This is a genomic window from Prevotella scopos JCM 17725, assembly GCF_018127785.1.
Lineage (GTDB): Bacteria > Bacteroidota > Bacteroidia > Bacteroidales > Bacteroidaceae > Prevotella > Prevotella scopos.
This window is the reverse complement of the sequence record NZ_CP072390.1, coordinates 1,301,318-1,320,575: the sequence shown is the minus strand read 5'-3', so window position 1 is coordinate 1,320,575 and position 19,258 is coordinate 1,301,318. Positions and strand designations below refer to the sequence as shown.

The 19,258-nt window shown below is 41.9% G+C and carries 13 protein-coding genes and 3 pseudogenes; 11 read left to right on the top strand and 5 right to left on the bottom strand.

Annotated elements, in window-relative coordinates:
* Positions 1–81 precede the first annotated feature (81 nt).
* The 9 genes and pseudogenes from J4856_RS10915 to J4856_RS10875 all read left to right on the top strand — a co-directional run bounded on the left by J4856_RS10915 (position 82) and on the right by J4856_RS10875 (position 9,979).
* The gene (locus tag J4856_RS10915) at positions 82–1,593 is read left to right on the top strand and encodes a class I SAM-dependent DNA methyltransferase (RefSeq protein ID WP_025837878.1); all 1,512 of its coding nucleotides are present in this window, start codon (positions 82–84) and stop codon (positions 1,591–1,593) included.
* A gap of 45 nt (positions 1,594–1,638) precedes the next feature.
* Complete coding sequence (locus tag J4856_RS10910; protein WP_052349114.1) at positions 1,639–2,676, top strand: restriction endonuclease subunit S; 1,038 nt, start codon at positions 1,639–1,641, stop codon at positions 2,674–2,676.
* A 233-nt stretch (positions 2,677–2,909) separates the two neighbouring features.
* Positions 2,910–3,242: a hypothetical protein gene (locus J4856_RS10905; RefSeq protein WP_025837873.1), complete on the top strand. Its 333-nt coding sequence runs from the start codon at positions 2,910–2,912 to the stop codon at positions 3,240–3,242.
* Positions 3,243–3,245: 3 nt separating this feature from the next.
* A pseudogene (locus J4856_RS10900) lies at positions 3,246–3,446 on the top strand (site-specific integrase); the annotation flags it as partial.
* Between the two features lie 12 nt (positions 3,447–3,458).
* Positions 3,459–4,739, top strand: coding sequence for a PDDEXK nuclease domain-containing protein (locus J4856_RS10895; protein WP_065367724.1), 1,281 nt, complete (start codon positions 3,459–3,461; stop codon positions 4,737–4,739).
* Positions 4,740–4,820: 81 nt separating this feature from the next.
* A pseudogene (locus tag J4856_RS13480) lies at positions 4,821–6,328 on the top strand (DUF262 domain-containing protein).
* Between the two features lie 5 nt (positions 6,329–6,333).
* Positions 6,334–8,382 (top strand): DUF262 domain-containing protein, encoded by a 2,049-nt coding sequence (locus J4856_RS10885; RefSeq protein ID WP_065367725.1) that lies wholly within the window; start codon positions 6,334–6,336, stop codon positions 8,380–8,382.
* Between the two features lie 170 nt (positions 8,383–8,552).
* Positions 8,553–9,113: pseudogene (locus J4856_RS10880) on the top strand (transposase family protein); the annotation flags it as partial.
* 344 nt (positions 9,114–9,457) lie between these two features.
* Complete coding sequence (locus J4856_RS10875; RefSeq protein WP_025837871.1) at positions 9,458–9,979, top strand: hypothetical protein; 522 nt, start codon at positions 9,458–9,460, stop codon at positions 9,977–9,979.
* Between the two features lie 192 nt (positions 9,980–10,171).
* Here J4856_RS10875 and J4856_RS10870 read toward each other — a convergent pair whose 3' ends face one another.
* The 5 genes from J4856_RS10870 to J4856_RS10850 all read right to left on the bottom strand — a co-directional run bounded on the left by J4856_RS10870 (position 10,172) and on the right by J4856_RS10850 (position 15,377).
* A complete protein-coding gene (locus J4856_RS10870; protein ID WP_025837870.1) occupies positions 10,172–10,555 on the bottom strand; it encodes a hypothetical protein in 384 nt (127 codons plus the stop codon).
* Between the two features lie 481 nt (positions 10,556–11,036).
* Positions 11,037–12,770 (bottom strand): acyl-CoA dehydrogenase family protein, encoded by a 1,734-nt coding sequence (locus J4856_RS10865; protein WP_025837869.1) that lies wholly within the window; start codon positions 12,768–12,770, stop codon positions 11,037–11,039.
* A 95-nt stretch (positions 12,771–12,865) separates the two neighbouring features.
* Entirely contained in the window at positions 12,866–13,249 is a 384-nt protein-coding gene (locus J4856_RS10860; RefSeq protein ID WP_025837868.1) for an endonuclease domain-containing protein, read from the bottom strand.
* 98 nt (positions 13,250–13,347) lie between these two features.
* Positions 13,348–14,370: an electron transfer flavoprotein subunit alpha/FixB family protein gene (locus J4856_RS10855; RefSeq protein WP_025837866.1), complete on the bottom strand. Its 1,023-nt coding sequence runs from the start codon at positions 14,368–14,370 to the stop codon at positions 13,348–13,350.
* 137 nt (positions 14,371–14,507) lie between these two features.
* Positions 14,508–15,377 (bottom strand): electron transfer flavoprotein subunit beta/FixA family protein, encoded by an 870-nt coding sequence (locus tag J4856_RS10850; protein WP_025837864.1) that lies wholly within the window; start codon positions 15,375–15,377, stop codon positions 14,508–14,510.
* A gap of 253 nt (positions 15,378–15,630) precedes the next feature.
* Between J4856_RS10850 and dnaG the strand changes: the two genes are divergently transcribed.
* Together dnaG and J4856_RS10840 are read left to right on the top strand one after the other, a co-directional pair.
* A complete protein-coding gene (gene dnaG / locus J4856_RS10845) occupies positions 15,631–17,565 on the top strand; it encodes a DNA primase (RefSeq protein WP_025837862.1) in 1,935 nt (644 codons plus the stop codon).
* Positions 17,562–19,241 carry a hypothetical protein gene (locus J4856_RS10840; RefSeq protein ID WP_025837860.1) on the top strand — a complete coding sequence of 560 codons (1,680 nt, stop codon included), beginning with the start codon at positions 17,562–17,564 and terminating at the stop codon, positions 19,239–19,241. Before dnaG ends, J4856_RS10840 begins: the two co-directional genes overlap by 4 nt.
* The last annotated feature ends 17 nt before the right edge of the window (positions 19,242–19,258 follow it).

Genomic DNA, 19,258 nt, shown 5'->3' with positions numbered 1-19,258 from the left:
ATTTCGAAATGAATTTGTATATTTGTAGTCGCCTTGTACTGTTGAGGACGGGCGTTACCTATAATCCGTAAACTGATAACGATGATAACTGGCGAGATAAAAACCAAGATTGACCAGATATGGGATACCTTCCACGTCTCTGGTATCACCAATCCTATTACTGTTTTAGAGCAAATGACCTATATCTTCTTTATGAAGATGCTTGACGACAAGCAGCTACAAGAGGAAGCTATGGCACACGACTTTGATTCTGAAGTAAAGAATCCTACCTTCCTTGTTGGGCAGAACTGGCTGAATCCTACTACCGAACAAGAGGTTCCCTACGAAAGTATGCGCTGGTCGGTGTTCCGTCATACGGGTCCTGAAAACATGTTTCAGATGGTTCGTCAGAATGTCTTTGAGTTTATCAAAACCATCGGGACGGGGGAGGAGAGTGCCTATAGTAGGTATATGAAGTCGGCTACCTTCCTGATTCAGGACGCACGCACTCTGTCGAAGGTGGTTGATGGCGTCGATGCCCTCGACATGAACAACCGTGACGCAATGGGCGATGTCTATGAGTATATCCTCGGTAAGATGGCTGCTTCGGGAACAAACGGACAGTTTCGCACGCCTCGCCATATCATTCGGATGATTGTCGATATGATGCAGCCAACGCCAAAGGACTACATCTGCGACCCTGCGATGGGTAGTGCGGGCTTCTTGGTGGAGGCAGTGAAGTATATCAAGGAACACCACGAGCGGGCACTCTATACGGCTGAATCGATAAAGCATTTGAAGTCTTCGCTCATCAATGGTTACGATACCGACCCAACGATGTTGCGTATCGGAGCGATGAACCTCCTGTTGCACGATGTCACGGCACCAGAACTTGCTCGGCGTGACTCACTTTCTGAACAGAATGACAACGAATCATGTTACACCCTCGTCCTCGCCAACCCGCCTTTTGCGGGCAGTCTTGACAAGGGGAATGTGAATAAGAAGATTCTCACCTACGCTGATACGAAGAAGACGGAGCTGCTTTTCCTTGCCCAGTTTGTGCGCTCATTGGAGGTGGGCGGTCGTTGTGCAAGCATCGTTCCTGATGGTGTTCTCTTCGGAACGTCCAAGGCACACATCGCTATGCGTAAGGAACTTGTCGACAATCAGCAGTTGGTGGCTGTCGTCTCTATGCCGAGCGGTGTCTTCAAACCCTATGCTGGAGTCAGCACGGCAGTACTTGTTTTCACGAAGACGAATAGTGGCGGAACGGATAAGGTATGGTTCTATGATATGCAGGCGGACGGCTTTTCGCTCGACGACAGGCGTTCGCCAATAGCCGAGAACGATATCCCTGATGTTGTCAACCGCTTCCACAATCTTGCTGACGAAGTCCGTCGCAGCCGTAAGGAACAGAGCTTTATGGTGCCTGTTGATGAGATTCGTGCGAATGATTACGATCTCTCTATCAATAAATATAAGGAGGTGGAGCGTGAGAAAGTTACTTACGAACCTGTTAGCAAAATCCTCTCTCGTCTGAAAACTACTGAGACAGATTACCTCAGTGGATATAATGAACTCTTAGAAATGTTAGAGGAGGGTACGGATGAATAATCTGTTGATAGTGTCTTTTCAGATACAGCATAAGGAGGAATGCGTATGAGAGAAGGTTGGGAGTATAAGAAATTGGGAGAGGTTTGTGATATTTACCAACCTAAGACGATTTCTAATGAAATGCTTGTTAAAGGGGGGAAGCTTCCGATTTATGGTGCGAATGGAACTATTGGCTTCTATAATAGTTATAATCATATAGAATCAGAGATTTTATTGACTTGCCGTGGTGCTACGTGTGGTACCATAAATGTTTCTCAACCATATAGCTGGATAAATGGAAATGCCATGGTAATTCATCGAAAGTCTGATAACTTGGATTTTAAGTTCTTATACTATATGATGTTGGCATTGGACTATTCGTTTGTAATTAATGGTGCAGCTCAACCGCAAATTACAAGAGCAAGACTTGCTCCTATAAAAGTTGCTATTCCCCCCAAGTCTACCCAACTATCCATTGTCTCCGAACTCGATAAGCTAAACGAACTGATACGGATAAAGAAAGAGCAGCTGAAAGACTATGACGCACTCGCACAAAGCATCTTCTATGAGATGTTTGGAGACCCTGTGGATAATGAGAAAGGGTGGGAAGTGAAGAAGTTTGGAGAACTATTCAAACTAAAAAGCGGTGATGCATTATCATCAAAAGATTTTAAAGCTGGTATTTACCCTGTATATGGAGGAAATGGAATTAGCGGGTATCATAATTCTTTTAATATGAATGGGAGTTATATAATAATTGGACGTGTCGGAGTCTATTGTGGTAATGTGCGGAAAGTTGAAGGAAAATTTTGGCTGACTGATAATGCTTTCAAATTAATATATCATGAGAATGAACAGGTTTCTGTTTTTATTCTTTATTTATTATATATGTTAGACCTACATAAGTATGCTAATGCTGCAGCGCAACCTGTAATTTCGAATTTAACATTGAAAAGTGTTAATATCCCTCTTCCTCCTCTCCCTCTCCAACACACTTTTGCGCATAAGATAGAGCAGATAGAACTTCAGAAAGCGGCGGTTCAGAAGACGATCACCGACTTAGAAACCCTGCTGGCTTCTCGAATGCAGTACTGGTTTGGGTGAGATTACTAATGATGAAGAAGCGTGAAGATGGACTACAAGATGATTACAAAGGCTCTGTAATAGTTCTACAAGCCGTCTGTAATCGTATTACAAAGCCTTTGTAATGGTTCTACAAGCCGTCTGTAATCGTATTACAGAGCCTTTGTAATCATTTGTAAGACTATCACGAAGACGATTGATGACAAGAGGTAACCTCCCAAAAAGATAAAAACGTAAGGTGAAACAAAGACGATATGGCTAAAAACTTTGATTATATACTATTGGTAGCTGACACAATACCAAGCTTTAAGAACTTGCATAACTATTGTAGGTTGGCTGAAGAACAACAACCCATCTACCCTGATTCGTCTGCCAACAACGCCCGTAAGGCTCTGGAATGGCTAGTGAAGAATATGTTGATGATAAAAGGTTTGACCATTGATGGACGCATGAGCCTTAATGACATGTTACGACTGCCAGAGATGGATGCCTTTATCAACCATGATTACGACTTTTCGAGAGATATCTATTACGTAAAAAAGATAGGCAATGCTGCCAGCCACGGTGTCGATGTCGGTTTTGAGTGAAGAGATGATGTTACGCCTAAATATGCCTTGCTTGGCACGCACGTCGGTCGCAGAACGTTCATCTGTAACGCCCTCGCTTTGGGCATTCCTCCGCAGGTGGTGATGAAGTGGACGGGGCATAGCGACTACAAGGCAATGAAACCCTACATTGATATTGCAGACAACATCAAGGCGAATGCTATGAGTAAATTCAATCAATTATAACTCCAAGACAATATGAGCAAAGATAAAATACATAAAGCCGATAAGCAAGATTTATCTCTCGTTGTACGAGCCATTGGTACTGACCTTGAGCACACACAAGTGCGTATGATTACTTCGGCTAATGCTGATATGCTCTTCCATTATTGGAAAGTGGGGCACTTTATTCTCTACCTCCAAAAGAAAGAAGGCTGGGGAAGCAAAGTTATTGACAATCTATCCAAGGCTATACGCTCACAATATCCTGACAAGAAAGGGTATTCCACCCGCAACCTTATCTATATGTGCCAGTTCGCAAAGGCTTATTCTATGGAGGTTCTAACGGAAATGGGTAAGGTTGAAGAGTTGCTTAATAGCCCTTCGGTTGATAATGTATTACAACTAACAAACGAACTCAATCAATTTACGCAAGAGCCTCTTGCGCAAATACAAGCCACAGATATTCAAGGAAATATAATTACGCAACAGCCTATTGCGCAATTAGGAGAGATTTCTGAAATGCTGTCGGCTATCTATCACAGCAACATTAGTAAGATAGAGGATATTTTCAAGCAATCTGCCATTGTTCGCACCAACTGGGCAAGCCATGTAATTCTGCTTAACAGCAAGTTGCCTTTAGGTGAACGCTTTTGGTATATTACACAGGCAGTTACCAATGGTTGGAGCAGTAATGTTCTGCAAATGCAGATTGAGACCAACCTTTTCGCTCGGCAGATTACGGCAAAGAAGGTGAGCAACTTCTCGGTACGATTACCCAAACCACAAAGTGACCTTGCCAACTATCTAATGAAAGACCCTTATATCTTTGATATGATGGGGCAAACAGATAAAATGGCAGAACGAGACGTTGAACGGCAATTGGTTTCGCATATCACAAAGTACTTACTCGAAATGGGCAGTGGCTTTGCGTTTGTAGCACAGCAGAAGCATTTTGAAGTAGGTGATTCTGATTTTTATGCCGATCTTATTCTCTACAACATCCAGTTGCACGCATACGTGGTAATCGAACTAAAGGCAACACCTTTTAAGCCTGAATATATGGGACAATTCAATTTCTACATCAATGTAGTGGACGATGCCCTCCGTGGCGAACACAATAACAATACCATCGGCTTGCTCCTCTGCAATGGTGGCGATAAAGTTGTGGCACAATATGCACTCTCGGGTTACGACCAGCCAATAGGTGTGAGTGATTATCAACTCTCAAAAGCTATTCCTGAGAATTTGAAATCGGCTCTGCCTACGGTAGAGGAAGTTGAAGAGGAATTGAGTAAGATTGTAGATAAAAACATATAAAATGATGTTTCAGTTGTTATACAGACCTTTTACCATGGTTCGGATTACGATGTGTAAACACATATAACTAATACTCATATTATGAATAGTTTAACATTATCAATAACTACTATAGGCGATTTACTACTTCGCAAAACCATAACGAATTGCGAGGAGCCTATCAAGGATGTAGAGCTATGTGTGCCTCTTTACCAGCGTCCATACAAATGGACAGCTCGGAATGCCATACAATTGCTCGATGATATTATTGATGCCAAGAATAGTAATAAGGAAAGATACAGGGTTGGTACGCTTATCCTTCACAAAACAAAGGAAAAGGGACAATATGATATTGTTGATGGACAGCAACGCATCATTACTTTCTCTCTTCTTCTGACGGCATTAGGAGAAAATAGTATCGAGTTTTTGAGACAAAAGATATATGACAATACATACAATGATCATAATATCGCTAACAACTATAATGCACTTTTCCGTAGGGTTGGATTAAAGTTGGAAGACAATGATTCGGCAGTTGAATATCAACGGGAGATGGAGCATCTTAAGGATTATATTGAGAACAGGTGTGAGTTGATTGTTGTGATAACCACCGATGTGTCTGAAGCTTTTCAGTTTTTTGACTCTCAAAATGTACGGGGTAAAGCTCTTTATCCTCATGATTTGTTGAAAGCATACCATCTACGCGAGATGAATAACATCAACGAGGATGAAACAGAAAGAATAGTAAAGGATTGGGAACAGGTTTCACAAAGAGATTTAGCTGATTTCTTTGGTAATTACCTATATCGTATCAAAGAATGGGTAGCAGGCAACAAAGCTAATATCTTGAATGAGCATAACGTCCATATGTTCAAAGGTGTTACTCGTTCAGCAAGAACGCCTTATGCCCAATTCTACAAGAGTGCCTATTGCTATGCAGATATGGTTAATTCTTCTGCAATGCCTTTTGTCTCAGGTACTCGGGATGTAAATGCGTTCCAATTAGACACACCGATAATTGCCGGTAAGCCGTTTTTGAATATACAAAGCACTATTATAATATACTAAAAGATATTCAGAATAACAATAAGTATGAGGGATTCTATATCAATGACAATATAATAGTTAAAACATTAGACCGGCACTTCAAAAAAGGAATAGGTAATGGTATAACACGTCTGATGTTTGACACCTCTATTCTGCTTTACGTTGACAGATTCTGCCCAGAGACATATCCGACAAAAGAAGATGTTGACTTGTTTGAACAATTTGTCATATACGCATTCATTTGGGCTTATTCCTTGAGAGCACAATATACTAATCTTGGTTGGCTTTCTGCACAAAACTACATTATGGGGTGGAGTGAAAAGATCAATACATTTAATATGTATAAACTGATTGCTAAGCAAGATACACCGACTTCATTACTGAGTGCTTTGGCAGACAAGCTTAACCCGCTTTCAAATGATGACATTAAAGATGGTTGGGCGCAGAAATGCTACGAGTTTAATGGCGATGGTGAAACATTGAAGAATCTAAAGGACGAGAAAGATGGTGTGTATGAAAACTATCTGTATTTTTTCCAAACAAATGGTTTCTATAAAAATTGAAGACAATGAAAGATTTGAATAATATTCTTGAAGAGTGCTCTATTCATGATATCTATTTCTCAAAAAGAGGGGCTTCTATATTATACAAGATACCTATCTATCAGCGTAATTATGCCTGGGGACGAGAAGAAATATACGCCTTGATAAAGGATGTATATGATTCGTTGGAAAAGCCTGTTTATTATATAGGTACTCTTGTCACATACAAGCGAGATGATAATATTTATGAAGTTATTGACGGACAACAGCGATTGACAACAATCTACATTATCCTAAAGGCATTGGGCATAAAGGATATTCCAAATACTCTTACTTATTCTGCAAGAAAAATTTCGGCAGCGACAATAAAAAAAATGCCTGCGTTTGGTGATGAAAACGATATGGGTATTCTTAATGGCTTCCATTATGCAAAGGAAGCACTCAACGAGATTGTCGGTGACAAGAATGCTGATATTGAATCTTTTAAGTCTTTTTTCTTGGACAAGGTGCATATCATCCATTATCGTGTGCCGAAAGACGTAGATTTGAATCACTATTTTGAAGTTATGAACTCTCGCGGTGAGCAGTTAGAAAAGCACGAAATAGTAAAAGCCAAACTCTGTGAGCAACTAATTGGCAATGAAGAAGCTATGGAGAAGTTTAGTCGTATATGGGAGGCTTGTAGTGACATGAGTTTCTATATTCAGCAGAAGTTCCCTGGGATGACAAGTGTCTTTGGTAAAACAATGGGCAGTTTTGATATAGAATCTTTCAACGACTTTCCGAATTCTAATGTGGAGTCTTCTTTATCATTAGGAATGAAAACTATTTCAGATCTTTTAAATACACCTATAAAAAAGATAGAAAAGAAGGAAGAAGATGACATAAACGATCGTTTCCAGCCCATAATAGATTTTCCGAACTTCCTGCTCATTGTACTGAAGATTACGAGGATGCGAAACGAAGATAATTTTGACCCTTTGAGTTTCACGCTTGATGACAAGGAACTAATCAAGGAGTTTGAAAAAGTACGTCTTACTCCAGACTTTGTCAAAGACTTCGCATACAACCTTCTTTTGGCTAAGTACTATCTTGATAATTATATAATACATCACGCCAATAGTGAAGATAGAGCCATTGAGAATCCATGGAAGTTGCAATATTTTTACAAGAAAGGTAGTAAGGCTGCTTATCTAAAGGATTTGTATGAGGACAATAAGGCACAACAAAATGAGGTTATTCAATTATTGTCTATGTTTGAAGTCGCTTTCACACCTAAGCAAAGAAAAAACTATCTGTTCTATTGTTTATACCACTTGTTTGAGGATTGGGACCGTAATAATTATGTGGAATTCTTAAGAAAACTGGCTGATAAGTATTTCTTTGATGTGTATCTCGATGCAAGTAAACTCAACGACATAAATCAGCCGAAGCCAAATAGTTTTGATGAGACTATTTTTAATAATGGTGAATTGAATGTTGAATTAGAAGAAGTGAATCGGGACTTCAATCGTATCTACCCCATCGGTGCATGCAATATTCCTTTGTATGTATTTAATTATACAGATTATAAGCTTTGGAAGAAATATGTTGTTGAACTGCGAGGTAACAAAGCAAAGAAGAATTCTCGTAATCGAAAAGATTTTTTCAATTCATTAGGTTGTAGTGATTTTGAGTTGGATGCTTTCAATAACTTCTATTTTTCTCGAACTAGAAAAAGTTTGGAGCATTATTATCCGCAAGCTAAGGCTGGAGACAATATGCCAATTAGTTCGCGTGATATAAACTGCTATGGCAATTTTGCCATGATGGGTTCTGATGCAAATAGTTCTGGCTCAAACTGGAATCCAATTGATAAAAAGAATCGCTATCTTGATATAAAGTCCAATCAGGTGAGTGTTGCTTCCTTAAAGTTCAGAATTATGTTGCAGATATGCCAAGATAATTACAATAACGGTATTAAAGACGAGAAAAAGAAACGTCCATTTGGCTTAGAATGGGACGTAGAAGATATGGTCCGTCATCAAAAAAATATGTTAGAGATTATTATGAATAACCTTAATTCCGCAGCATAAATTCTTTTAAGAACTCCAAGTGTCTGAGAAACAAAGTTCTCAAAACACTTGGATATGTCAGAAATTTCACCTATCTTGGTGCTGCAAATATAACAAGTAAGTAAAAATCTGACATGACAAAGATAGCAATTAAAAACGAGAATATCACTTCTTTCGGTGGAATTTATCACATTATGGACCGTGTAACCTCAGAACTTGGTGTGGTGATAGAGCGTTTCCGTGCTGACTGCGGGTCATTCTCAAAGGAAATCATCCAAACCATAGAGCCGCACTGCAACACTTTCTATATACGTGCAACCAACTGCGGCAGCCGACATGAGGAGTTCCGCCAGCAGAAAGAATGGAAGAGCATTGAGGTTGGCTATGAGAAATGCGATGTTACCTCTGTCAGCATGGACAACCTCATCGAAGGAAAGTCATACAGGCTTATCGTACAGCGTAGTCCCTTGAAAGACAAGGAGGGCAAGCAACAGACGGATATGTTCGGAGTGATATACACATACCGCTGTATCCTTACCAATAATTGGACATCTACCGAGAAAGACATCATTACATTCTACAATGAACGTGGAGCAAGCGAAAAGGTTAAGCCTTTGAAAAAGACAAGCAGGCTGAAAGCCTTTATCCTGCATTTTGTCAGCGTGTTAGCGAAATGGGTGCGCACAGGAAGGCAGAACGTTCTGAACCTTTATACCAATAAAGCATACTACTCTGAAGTTTTCCTTGAATAAACAGCATGTCTTTGTGGCATTCATTTTCCCCATTGGCTTGGGTGGGGGATTGTATGCGCCTGCAAGGACAAATTCCAGCCTAAGCTCGCTTTCTATCACACGTAGAGGCAAAAAGACATCTCAACACACAAAATCATCTCACAAGAAAAAGTGCTGCGGAATTAAGGGGTTACTTAAAAGATAAAAGAACAAAACGACAAATTGTTCTTGCTGTTTTGTTCTTTTGCTTTTAGTTTTCTCTTAGCGTTAGTAAATTTTAAAGTCTGTTGCTTGGAGATTTGAAGCTTCTTTTTTATATTTGCCGTGTATTACCTTGATTGACTAAATTTTAAATAGAAATAAGAATGAAACATTGGAGATCTATTAATTGTTTGGCTATATTCTGCCTATCTGTGTTGATGTTATCTTGTTCAACGGAAAACGCTGTTGTTGGGAGTATTGGAGTAAGTGATGTGAAGTCGTCAGGCTGCAAGGCTTCTGCTTCTTTGTTGGATTCTCGTCCTGAATACTATAATAGTTTTGTAGGACAGAAATCAGTGTTGCACCTCTCACTCGGTGAGGATAATATTGTCAATGCACGCTTTGCAGACGTTATGGATAACTGTGCCATCGACCTGTTCCATGTTGATGCAAGCGGCAGTGAGGGGAAGATTATCCTCGTTCTGTGTCCTGACAAGGATATGCTGACAAACTGTATCTGTCGCTATGATGTCGACTTCAAAATGCAGAATATCGTTTCAGGTAATTATCAACTGGAAGTATATCATACTACCGCTGACAAACAAATCAGCAAGGACAATATGGTTTATAGCGGAACTGTAAATCTGAAGAAAGGAAAAGAGGTTGTGCTGACAATGAGTCGGTAGGAGGATAATGTGGAAAGTATGGAAGTGTTTTTCTTTTATTTAAGGACTTCTTCCATACTTTCTACCCATGCTTTGAATCTTGGACATTTCTCCAGCAGTTCATTCCATAATTATGAACTTTGAAATCCTATCTTCATCCACAGTAATAAATACAGCAGATAATGGTAATCATAATTATGAATTAAGCCAGTCCTATTGCAACTGCATAATTCCGTCTTTGTTCACGCTTGTCACGCCCTTTACTTTCTTGAAATCAGCGATAGCTTTATCAACGTCGTGTTTCTCGTCAACCTTGACCGCTACACCACTGAATTCCTTGTATTTGTAGAGTAGGGTACAGCCCTGCTTCTTGATGGCTTTCAATAGAGGCTTGTTGCCTGTCTTCTTGTCGAAGAAGATAATCAGCGTGTGGCTGACAGGAGTCTTTTCGCGTTCACGTTTTGCCTTTTCCAGACCTTCTCCGCCATCGTCTCCATTCATTATCTGTTCCTTGATAGGGCATTGTGCAGATGCTGTTGTTGACTGGATGAACAATAAGCCCATCAGCAACATACTTGCTTTAAAATATTTCTTCATCTTGTTTTCTCCTTTTAATATGAATGACAAAGATAGTTATAAATAAGCAGATAACTACTAAGATTTATAATTATTTCAGCATTGTTTGCCCTTATCTTTTGTGATGTGTTTATTCGTAGGATGTATAAACATGGTTCAGTAGGTAAATGGTGAGATAGACAACATGTACATGATGTACAGATAATTCAATGTACAGATTGTTTGCTGACAGTAGAATTGCAACATCGAGCACTTGCTCAATAAAAGAATATGTATATAAAAAATGTTCCTTTTGTACATTCCGTCTTTTAGAAGACACGCCTTTCTTGGCTAATTATCAAATCGAGCACTTGCTCGATAAAAGAATCTGTCATTGAAGAAATCTGTTTTTATGTCATTCTGTCTATAACATGACAAAGGCTGTCAACCACTTTATGCAACGAAAAAAGCAACCAAGCATTGCGCTCGGTTGCTTTTGTATGATGTGAATCCTAATAAAGGATTATGCTTCTTCTGTCTCTTCTTCCACAGCCTTGAACTGCTCAAGGTCTTCAGCGTTGAATGCCTTGATATAAGCAGTATGACCAATAACTTCTTCCTCGGCCATACGAACAAAGACATGGGCAGACTTCTTGAAGAGGTCTGGTGCCTTAGAAGCATCTTCAATGAGGAGGAGAGAACCGATGATGTCGGCTGTCATATTGTAAAGACGGCGTGCGAGGAAGTCGTGAACATCCTGATTGTCGCTTGCGTTCACCTTCTCAACAGCCTCTTCATAGAGCTGAACAAGCTTTGCAACACGGTCACGCAGACCCTTCATGCAGTCGCAAGAGAGTTCGCCCTCAAGCATCTCCTTCATGATAGAGAGGTAAGTACCGTTAGTGATGTAACGCACGGCAGCAACAACCTGCAGCTGTGTTGTACCCTCGTAGATAGAGAAGATACGTGCATCACGATATAGACGCTGACACTTGTACTCCATGATAAATCCAGAACCACCGTGGATAGAGATAGAATCGTAAGCTGTTTGGTTAGCATACTCAGAGTTGATACCCTTTGCCAATGGTGTGAAGGCATCAGCAAGACGAGTATATTTCTTCATCTCCTGACGCTCTTCAGGAGTGAGTTTCTGGTCACGTGCAATATCTTCCAATGCCTTGTAGATATCAACATAGCGTGCAGTCTGATACAAGAGAGAACGACCCGCATCGAGTTTTGCCTTCATGCGAGAGAGCATATCATAGACAGCAGGGAAGTTGACAATCTTCTTTCCAAACTGTGCACGATCCTTAGCATAAGCCAAGCCCTCGTTGTAAGCCTCTTGCTCAAGACCCACAGACTGTGCTGCGATACCGAGGCGAGCACCATTCATCAATGCCATCACATACTTAATAAGACCCATACGGTCGCTGCCGCAGAGTTCTGCCTTCGCATTCTTGTAAACAAGTTCGCAAGTTGGAGAACCGTGGATACCAAGTTTATGCTCAATATGGCGTACGTCAACACCGCCATCACGTTTGTCATAGATGAACATGGAGAGTCCACGACCATCGCGTGTACCCTCTTCAGAACGAGCAAGGACGAGGTGAATGTCAGAGTCGCCATTGGTGATGAAACGCTTCACACCATTCAATCGCCAGCAGTTCTCCTTCTCATCGAAGGTAGCCTTGAGCATTACACGCTGAAGGTCGGAACCTGCATCAGGCTCGGTGAGGTCCATTGACATCATCTCTCCCTCGCAGATACGTGGGATATACTTCTGTCGCTGCTCCTCATTACCAAACTCATAGAGTGTGTCAATACATGACTGCAATGACCAGATATTCTGGAAACCAGCATCGGCAGCAGCAATCAACTCAGACATCATTGAGAAGACAACATTTGGGAGGTTTAGTCCGCCATAGCGACGAGGCATTGAAACGCCCCACAATCCAGCCTGACGAGTAGCCTCAATGTTCTCCAAAGTCTTGCTGGCATAGTGCATACGGTTGTCGATAAGGTGTGGACCTTCGAGGTCAACAGCCTCAGAGTTAGGTGCAATGATGTTTGCTGTAATATCACCAGTGATATCCAAGATGCGCTTGTAGTTTTCGATAGCATCCTCATAGTTTACCGGTGCGTCAGCGTGGGTAGAAGCATCAGCGTAGTTACGTTCTTTCAGTTCTACGATGCGTTTCATCAATGGATGCTCCAAGTGAAACGCTATTTCTGGGTGGTCAGTATAATAATTTGCCATGATAAAAAGGGCCTCACCCCCAACCCCTCACCGAATGGAGAGGGGAGTGAAATGTTCTGTTGGAGGTTGTTAGGACTTTATTATAATATAATTTTCTAAGATAATTCTTCTTTGATAGTTCTTAAAACTACTTTTGAGTTTGATAATACTTCTTCGTTGGTGAAGCGAATAACTTTATAACCCATATTAGAGAGTGTCTCTGTACGAATTCTGTCGTCTTCTTGTTGTTGAGGTTCACTGTGATAAGCCCCATCAACTTCTATTATAAGCTTCTTTTCTATGCAAATAAAATCTACAATATAATCGTATATAGGGTGTTGACGCCTAAATTTATAACTACATTTTGGCTGTCGTAGAATATTCCAAAGGGCTTTCTCTGCATCTGTCATGTGACGCCTATTCTCTTTTGCATATTCTTTTAATATGTTGTATCTGTCTATAGAAGCAGTTTCAAACCATTGTGAATCACCTTTCCCCATGTTCGATTCTAATATGTTAACAGCCATCCGTCCCCTCATAACACCAGACAGTGGTATTCACTCCCCTCTCCATTCGGAGAGGGGCTGGGGGTGAGGCTTTACTTACTATTCTGCTTATAATACTTTATCAACTTTGGAACAACCTCCTCAACACTACCATTGATGACATAGTCAGCGATGGCATTGATAGGAGCGTCTGGGTCGTTGTTGATAGAGATGATGATACCACTATCCTGCATACCAGCGATGTGCTGAATCTGACCAGAGATACCACAAGCAATGTAAACCTTTGGATGGACGGTAACACCGGTCTGACCAATCTGACGATCGTGATCTACCCAACCTGCATCAACAGCGGCACGGCTGGCACCAACCTCACCATGAAGTTCTTTAGCTAACTTAAAGAGTAAGTCGAAACCTTCCTTAGAACCAACACCATAGCCACCAGCGATAACGATTGGCGCACCCTTTAAGTTGTTCTGTGCTGGCTCAACATGACGGTCGATAACCTTTACAACATAGTCAACCTCTGGTACATACTTCGCAACGTCTGGATAGACAACCTCACCTTTTGCCTTACCCTCATATACAGCCTTCTGCATAACGCCAGAGCGTACGGTAGCCATCTGTGGACGGTGGTCAGGGTTGACGATGGTTGCAACGATGTTACCACCGAAGGCAGGACGAATCTGATAGAGCAGGTTCTCATAACGCTTACCTGCTTTCTTATCTTCGTAGTCACCAATCTCAAGTTGCGTACAATCGGCAGTAAGACCACTTGTCAAGGATGATGACACACGTGGACCGAGGTCACGACCGATAACGGTAGCACCCATCAAACAGATCTGTGGCTTCTCCTCAGTGAAGAGGTTAACGAGGATGTCTGTGTGTGGTGCTGATGTGTAAGGGAAGAGTCCCTCACCGTCAAAGATAAAGAGTTTATCTACGCCGTAGGGCAGGATTTGGTCTTCTACCTTTCCCTTAATGCCACTACCAGCAGCGATGGCGTGGAGTTCCACACCTAACTCATTTGCGAGCTTGCGACCCTTGGTCAACAGCTCCTGTGAAACCTCCTGTACGGTGGTTTCCTCTATTTCGCAATATACAAATACGTTGTTCATAAATCAAATGTTCGACCAAACACCTACCTAACTGCTCTTGGCCCCTCCCTTTGGGGGAGGGGATGGGGGAGGGGCCGGTTGGCTTGCCAGTCGGTTGGCTTGTTAGTTGGTTGGTCAGTCGGTTATTTGTTTTTTATTTAACCAATAATCTTCTCTCCTAACAGTTCCTTGATGAGTCCCTCTACATCCTCGTCTGAACCAGTGAGTGTCTTGCTCTCCTTAGCTTGGAAGACAATATTCTGTACCGTCTTGACCTTTGTAGGCGAACCACTCAAACCGCATTGTGCCTCGTCGCCATTGACATCGGCAACTGACCACTGATTCAGTGTGAGGTAAGGACGCTCCTCGTAGAGGTGTGCCCAAGGCTCATCGCCTTTGCGCTCCATCGGACAAGTAGCATACTTGTACTTCATAACGAGTTTGGCATTGCAAGGACGTGCTGGAGCAGCAGTACCGTTCACTGTGATGAGAACTGGTAATGGAGCTACAACGGTCTCTACACCACCATCAATATGACGGCGGATAGTAGCCTTGCCATTTTCAATCTTTAGAATCTCCTCAGCGTAGGTAACTTGGTTGAGTCCTAACTTCTGCGCAACCTGTGGTCCTACCTGTGCGGTATCACCATCGATAGCCTGACGTCCACCGATGATAATGTCAACATCTCCGATTTTCTTTACAGCCATCGCCAAAGCGTATGACGTAGCGAGCGTATCAGCACCAGCAAACTTACGGTCGGTTAGCAGCCAACCCGTGTCAGTGCCACGATAGAGACCTTGGCGGATAATCTCTCCGGCACGTGGAGGACCCATGGTTAAGATTCCTACAGTAGAGCCTGGGTTCTGTTCCTTCAGTCGCAGAGCCTGCTCCAAAGCGTTTAGGTCTTCAGGGTTGAAGATGGCAGGCAGTGCGGCACGGTTAACCGTGCCTTCGGCTGTCATAGCATCTTTCCCCACATTTCTTGTGTCAGGTACCTGCTTAGCAAGTACTACAATTTTCAAACTCATAAATATAATAATGTGTTATTGAATATTCAATTGATTTTGATTGAGGGCAAAAGTACATTTTTTTTGCAACATAAACAAAAAAGATGCACAAAAACCATTCATTTGTGTTTGTATTTGTTACCTGTCGGCTATTTGCTATGCTTTATCTTCCATCATTGTTATTTGGAGATTATTTGAAAGTCTCATAGAAGTGTTAATCTTTTTCTTGTTCTTACTTTGCAATCTCATCGGTTTATGTTATCTTTGTAGCATAATGATAGATAGAGCAACCGTAGATAGGATTATGAATGCGTCGAATATCGTTGAGGTAATCAGCGATTTCGTTTCTTTACGCAAGACGGGAACAAGCTACAAAGGCTTGTGCCCTTTCCACGATGATCGTACACCTTCGTTCTCCGTCAGTCCCGTGAAAGGTGTTTACAAATGTTTTTCATGTGGTGCAGCCGGTAATACGGTGAAGTTTATCATGGAGCATGAACAGATGACTTATCCTGAAGCCTTGAAGTGGCTTGCGAATAAGTATCATATTGAGGTGCATGAACGTGAACTGACGAATGAAGAAAAGCAGCAGGAGAATGAACGAGAATCAATGTTCTTGGTCAATGAGTGGGCTGCGAAGTACTTTAGCGATATCTTGCATAAGGATGTTGATGGTATGGCTATCGGTATGCAGTACTTCCGCAGTCGTGGTTTTAGAGACGATATCATTCGTAAGTTTCAGCTAGGCTTCTGCTTGTCGAACCGTCATGCCTTTGCTGATGCAGCATTGAAAGCTGGTTTTCAAAGAGAGTTTCTTGTCAAGACAGGTCTTTGCATTGAGCGTGAAAACGGAGAACTTATTGACCGATTCAATGGACGTGTGATGTTCCCATGGGTGAGTGTAAGCGGTAAGGTGACTGCCTTTGGCGGTCGTCTGCTAGATTCTCGTACGAAGGGCGTTAGTCAGAAGTACGTCAACTCTCCCGATAGTGTTATCTATCATAAGGAACGGGAACTCTATGGTATCTTCCAAGCAAAGAAAGCCATTGCCAAGCACGACCTTGTCTATATGGTGGAGGGATATACTGACGTTGTCTCTATGCACCAGTGTGGTATTGAGAATGTCGTGGCGAATAGCGGTACGGCACTTTCTGTATATCAGATTAGACTCCTACATCGTTTCACCTCGAATATCGTTTTGCTCTATGATGGCGATGAGGCTGGTCAGCATGCTGCCCTTCGAGGTACGGATATGCTGTTGGCAGAGGGTATGAATGTGAAGGTACTGCTGCTCCCTGATGGTAAAGACCCAGATGAGTTTGCACGTAGTTACAGTGCGGAGGATTTCAGAAAATATATTGAAGATAATCAGACGGACTTCATCGTCTTTAAGATTAATGTACTCTTGAATGGTGTCACCGACCCTATTAAGCGTTCAGAAGCTGTTAGTTCAATCGTTCAGAGTATCTCGGTCATCAAAGACCCAATCCTTCGTGATACCTATATTCGTGAGTGTGCCAATCGTACAGGTGTGTCAGAACGTACCCTGATGGAACAGATGAATCGTAATATCTATTCCAATCGGGAACAGCAGACACGCGAACAACAGCAACATAGGGCAGCTGTCATTGATGAGCAACGGGAAGATGCGATAGCCATAGCTTCGTCTCAACCCGTGTCAAAGGTAGAACAGATGCTCATTCAGGCAGTGGTTAGGGATGGTGAGAAGATTATCTTCCGTGATGTGAAAGATGAGAATAGCGGACAGATATATAATCTTACTGTAGCACAATATATAGCTTACGACCTTAGTAGTGATAATCTTGGCTTTTCAAATGAACTATATACAAAGATACTGCAGGAAGCTGTAGAGCATTGTGGTGAAGAAGGCTTCAAGGCAGAAGAGTATTTCACGCAGCATGCGGATATCAATATTGCATCTGTAGCTGTCAGATTGAGCGTAGATCGTTTCCAACTCGCAGAGAGTTTGCAGATAAAAGAAACCGAACAGACTTTGCGTGATCGTGTTCTGCACCTTGTTGCTGACTTCCGTTTGGAATATGTGACTTCACGCTTAAAGGAATTAAATGCACAGCTCCTTCAAACGAAAGATGCGGGAGAGATGCAAGAGATTATGGGAGAGATTATGAAGATACAGAACCTTCGTAATGAGTTAGCAAAAAAAACAGGTACAAATATTCTGGTATGATGAATAAGATAAGAAGGCTTTTCAATCCTCCACTTCGGCTCTCAAGCCTTGATATGGGTGAGAATAAGAGGATTGTTTCAAAGGCATTGAAGGCCCTCAACTGTGTTGGGGAGTGGCAAGAAGAAAAGGATGCTGCCATCATTCGCTTTAATTTTCAGAGCGGACACTTTGGGATTCGCATTATTAATAAACGCCCCCAGGTAGAATTGTCATACCTCTTCTTTGCTGAGGCTGAGATGAGTGATGTCAACATTGTGCGCCATGTCTGTAACCACTTTAATCTTAATTCTGATGGTCCACGTTTCAGTTATACTCTCAATGAAGAAACAAACATCATCGACCTCCATATCATGACGCCTCTCCTGCTGGATGAAGATCGTGCTGAAGAAATCGTATCAACGGCGATGGTGGATATTTTTGCATGGCAGAACTCTTTTGTAAGATATCTGACAGAGGTAAAGAACGATGCGAAGAATTCATCAACGCCTGACTTGGAATGGGCAGCAAAAGAAGTTGAACGTGATTTCTTCCTTCTTCGTGAACAAGAGCTAAGACATCAGAAGAAAGGTGCTGACTGGCGACAGAATGATAAAGAAGCTGCCACTCTAAGGCAATGGATGGATAAGGTCTTCGGCTTTGTGGATGTTGTCTTCTCGGAGTTGATAGTTATCACAGACGAGCTGATGACAATCAGCGATCGTGAGGCTATTGCTACTTATAACCTCTCTGATTCCTTGATAGCGAATGGTGCCTTTGTTCGGCAGAAGGCTATGCTCGACCTTGTCTTCTTCCTTCCAGCCCATCCAACGACTCGTCGCCGTATGACGTTCAGTATTCAGCAGGCAGATGGATGTGATGATATACTTTACTATCAGGTTGTTGCTACGTTGTTACCATTGCCCTCAGGGATAGGCAGACCGCTTAACTCACGCGAGGTGCAGGTGCAGTCGCAAGCAGTCTTGTTGGCATACGATCTTCGTTCAACGAAGCAATTGCAGGATGAATTTGTCTATATGTGGAAAGAAGCCAAGAGCAAGATGGCTAATGGCGAGGAAAATCAGCTTACAGAAGAGCAACAGATGTTAGCTAAAGTGGAGCATGTGGATGCTGCCCGCTTTGTTTATCGTAGTCGTACACTCTATCGTCAAAAACGTTACTATGAGGCGATTGCCTGTCTGGAGAATGCTTATCGCCTGATGAATCCCAATTACCAAAGACTGAGCAAAGCTGAGAAGAGTGTCTTTTCTGAGGTTTGCTATATGTTAGGTTTCTGCTATAATGAGTTGCGTCAGTATGACCGTGCTTATTATTATCTTTCGTTAATAATCGGACTTAACCATGCGCTCTATGCACAGGGATATGTGAACTGTTTGATTAATCTCGGCGACCATCGTGCATTAATGGCTATAGATAGTATTCTGGAAGATTTGCGTAGTTCGCTTTCAGAGGATGAGGATGACGAGATAGAACACCCATTGCGCCCCTTCTTGCAATTTCTTTACAGGCGAAAGTCTTATGTGTTGATAGAATTGAGAAGACTTGATGAGGCCGAAGAGATACTTCGTCAGATGATGGACGACCCAGAGAGTGCTGACTTTGCCTTAGATGAACTGGCTTATATTCAGCAGTTACGAGAAAAAGGAAACATAAATAGAGACGATGTTCCAAAGACATAGTAAATAAGGAGGATATT

Excerpts from the sequence above, each read along its gene's own strand:
- J4856_RS10855 (WP_025837866.1), bottom strand. The coding sequence starts at position 14,370 with ATGAACAACGTATTTGTATATTGCGAAATAGAGGAAACCACCGTACAG.
- J4856_RS10895 (WP_065367724.1), top strand. The coding sequence starts at position 3,459 with ATGAGCAAAGATAAAATACATAAAGCCGATAAGCAAGATTTATCTCTC.
- dnaG (WP_025837862.1), top strand. The coding sequence starts at position 15,631 with ATGATAGATAGAGCAACCGTAGATAGGATTATGAATGCGTCGAATATC.
- J4856_RS10910 (WP_052349114.1), top strand. The coding sequence starts at position 1,639 with ATGAGAGAAGGTTGGGAGTATAAGAAATTGGGAGAGGTTTGTGATATT.
- J4856_RS10860 (WP_025837868.1), bottom strand. The coding sequence starts at position 13,249 with ATGGGGAAAGGTGATTCACAATGGTTTGAAACTGCTTCTATAGACAGA.
- J4856_RS10850 (WP_025837864.1), bottom strand. The coding sequence starts at position 15,377 with ATGAGTTTGAAAATTGTAGTACTTGCTAAGCAGGTACCTGACACAAGA.
- J4856_RS10870 (WP_025837870.1), bottom strand. The coding sequence starts at position 10,555 with ATGAAGAAATATTTTAAAGCAAGTATGTTGCTGATGGGCTTATTGTTC.
- J4856_RS10905 (WP_025837873.1), top strand. The coding sequence starts at position 2,910 with ATGGCTAAAAACTTTGATTATATACTATTGGTAGCTGACACAATACCA.
- J4856_RS10915 (WP_025837878.1), top strand. The coding sequence starts at position 82 with ATGATAACTGGCGAGATAAAAACCAAGATTGACCAGATATGGGATACC.
- J4856_RS10840 (WP_025837860.1), top strand. The coding sequence starts at position 17,562 with ATGATGAATAAGATAAGAAGGCTTTTCAATCCTCCACTTCGGCTCTCA.
- J4856_RS10875 (WP_025837871.1), top strand. The coding sequence starts at position 9,458 with ATGAAACATTGGAGATCTATTAATTGTTTGGCTATATTCTGCCTATCT.
- J4856_RS10865 (WP_025837869.1), bottom strand. The coding sequence starts at position 12,770 with ATGGCAAATTATTATACTGACCACCCAGAAATAGCGTTTCACTTGGAG.
- J4856_RS10885 (WP_065367725.1), top strand. The coding sequence starts at position 6,334 with ATGAAAGATTTGAATAATATTCTTGAAGAGTGCTCTATTCATGATATC.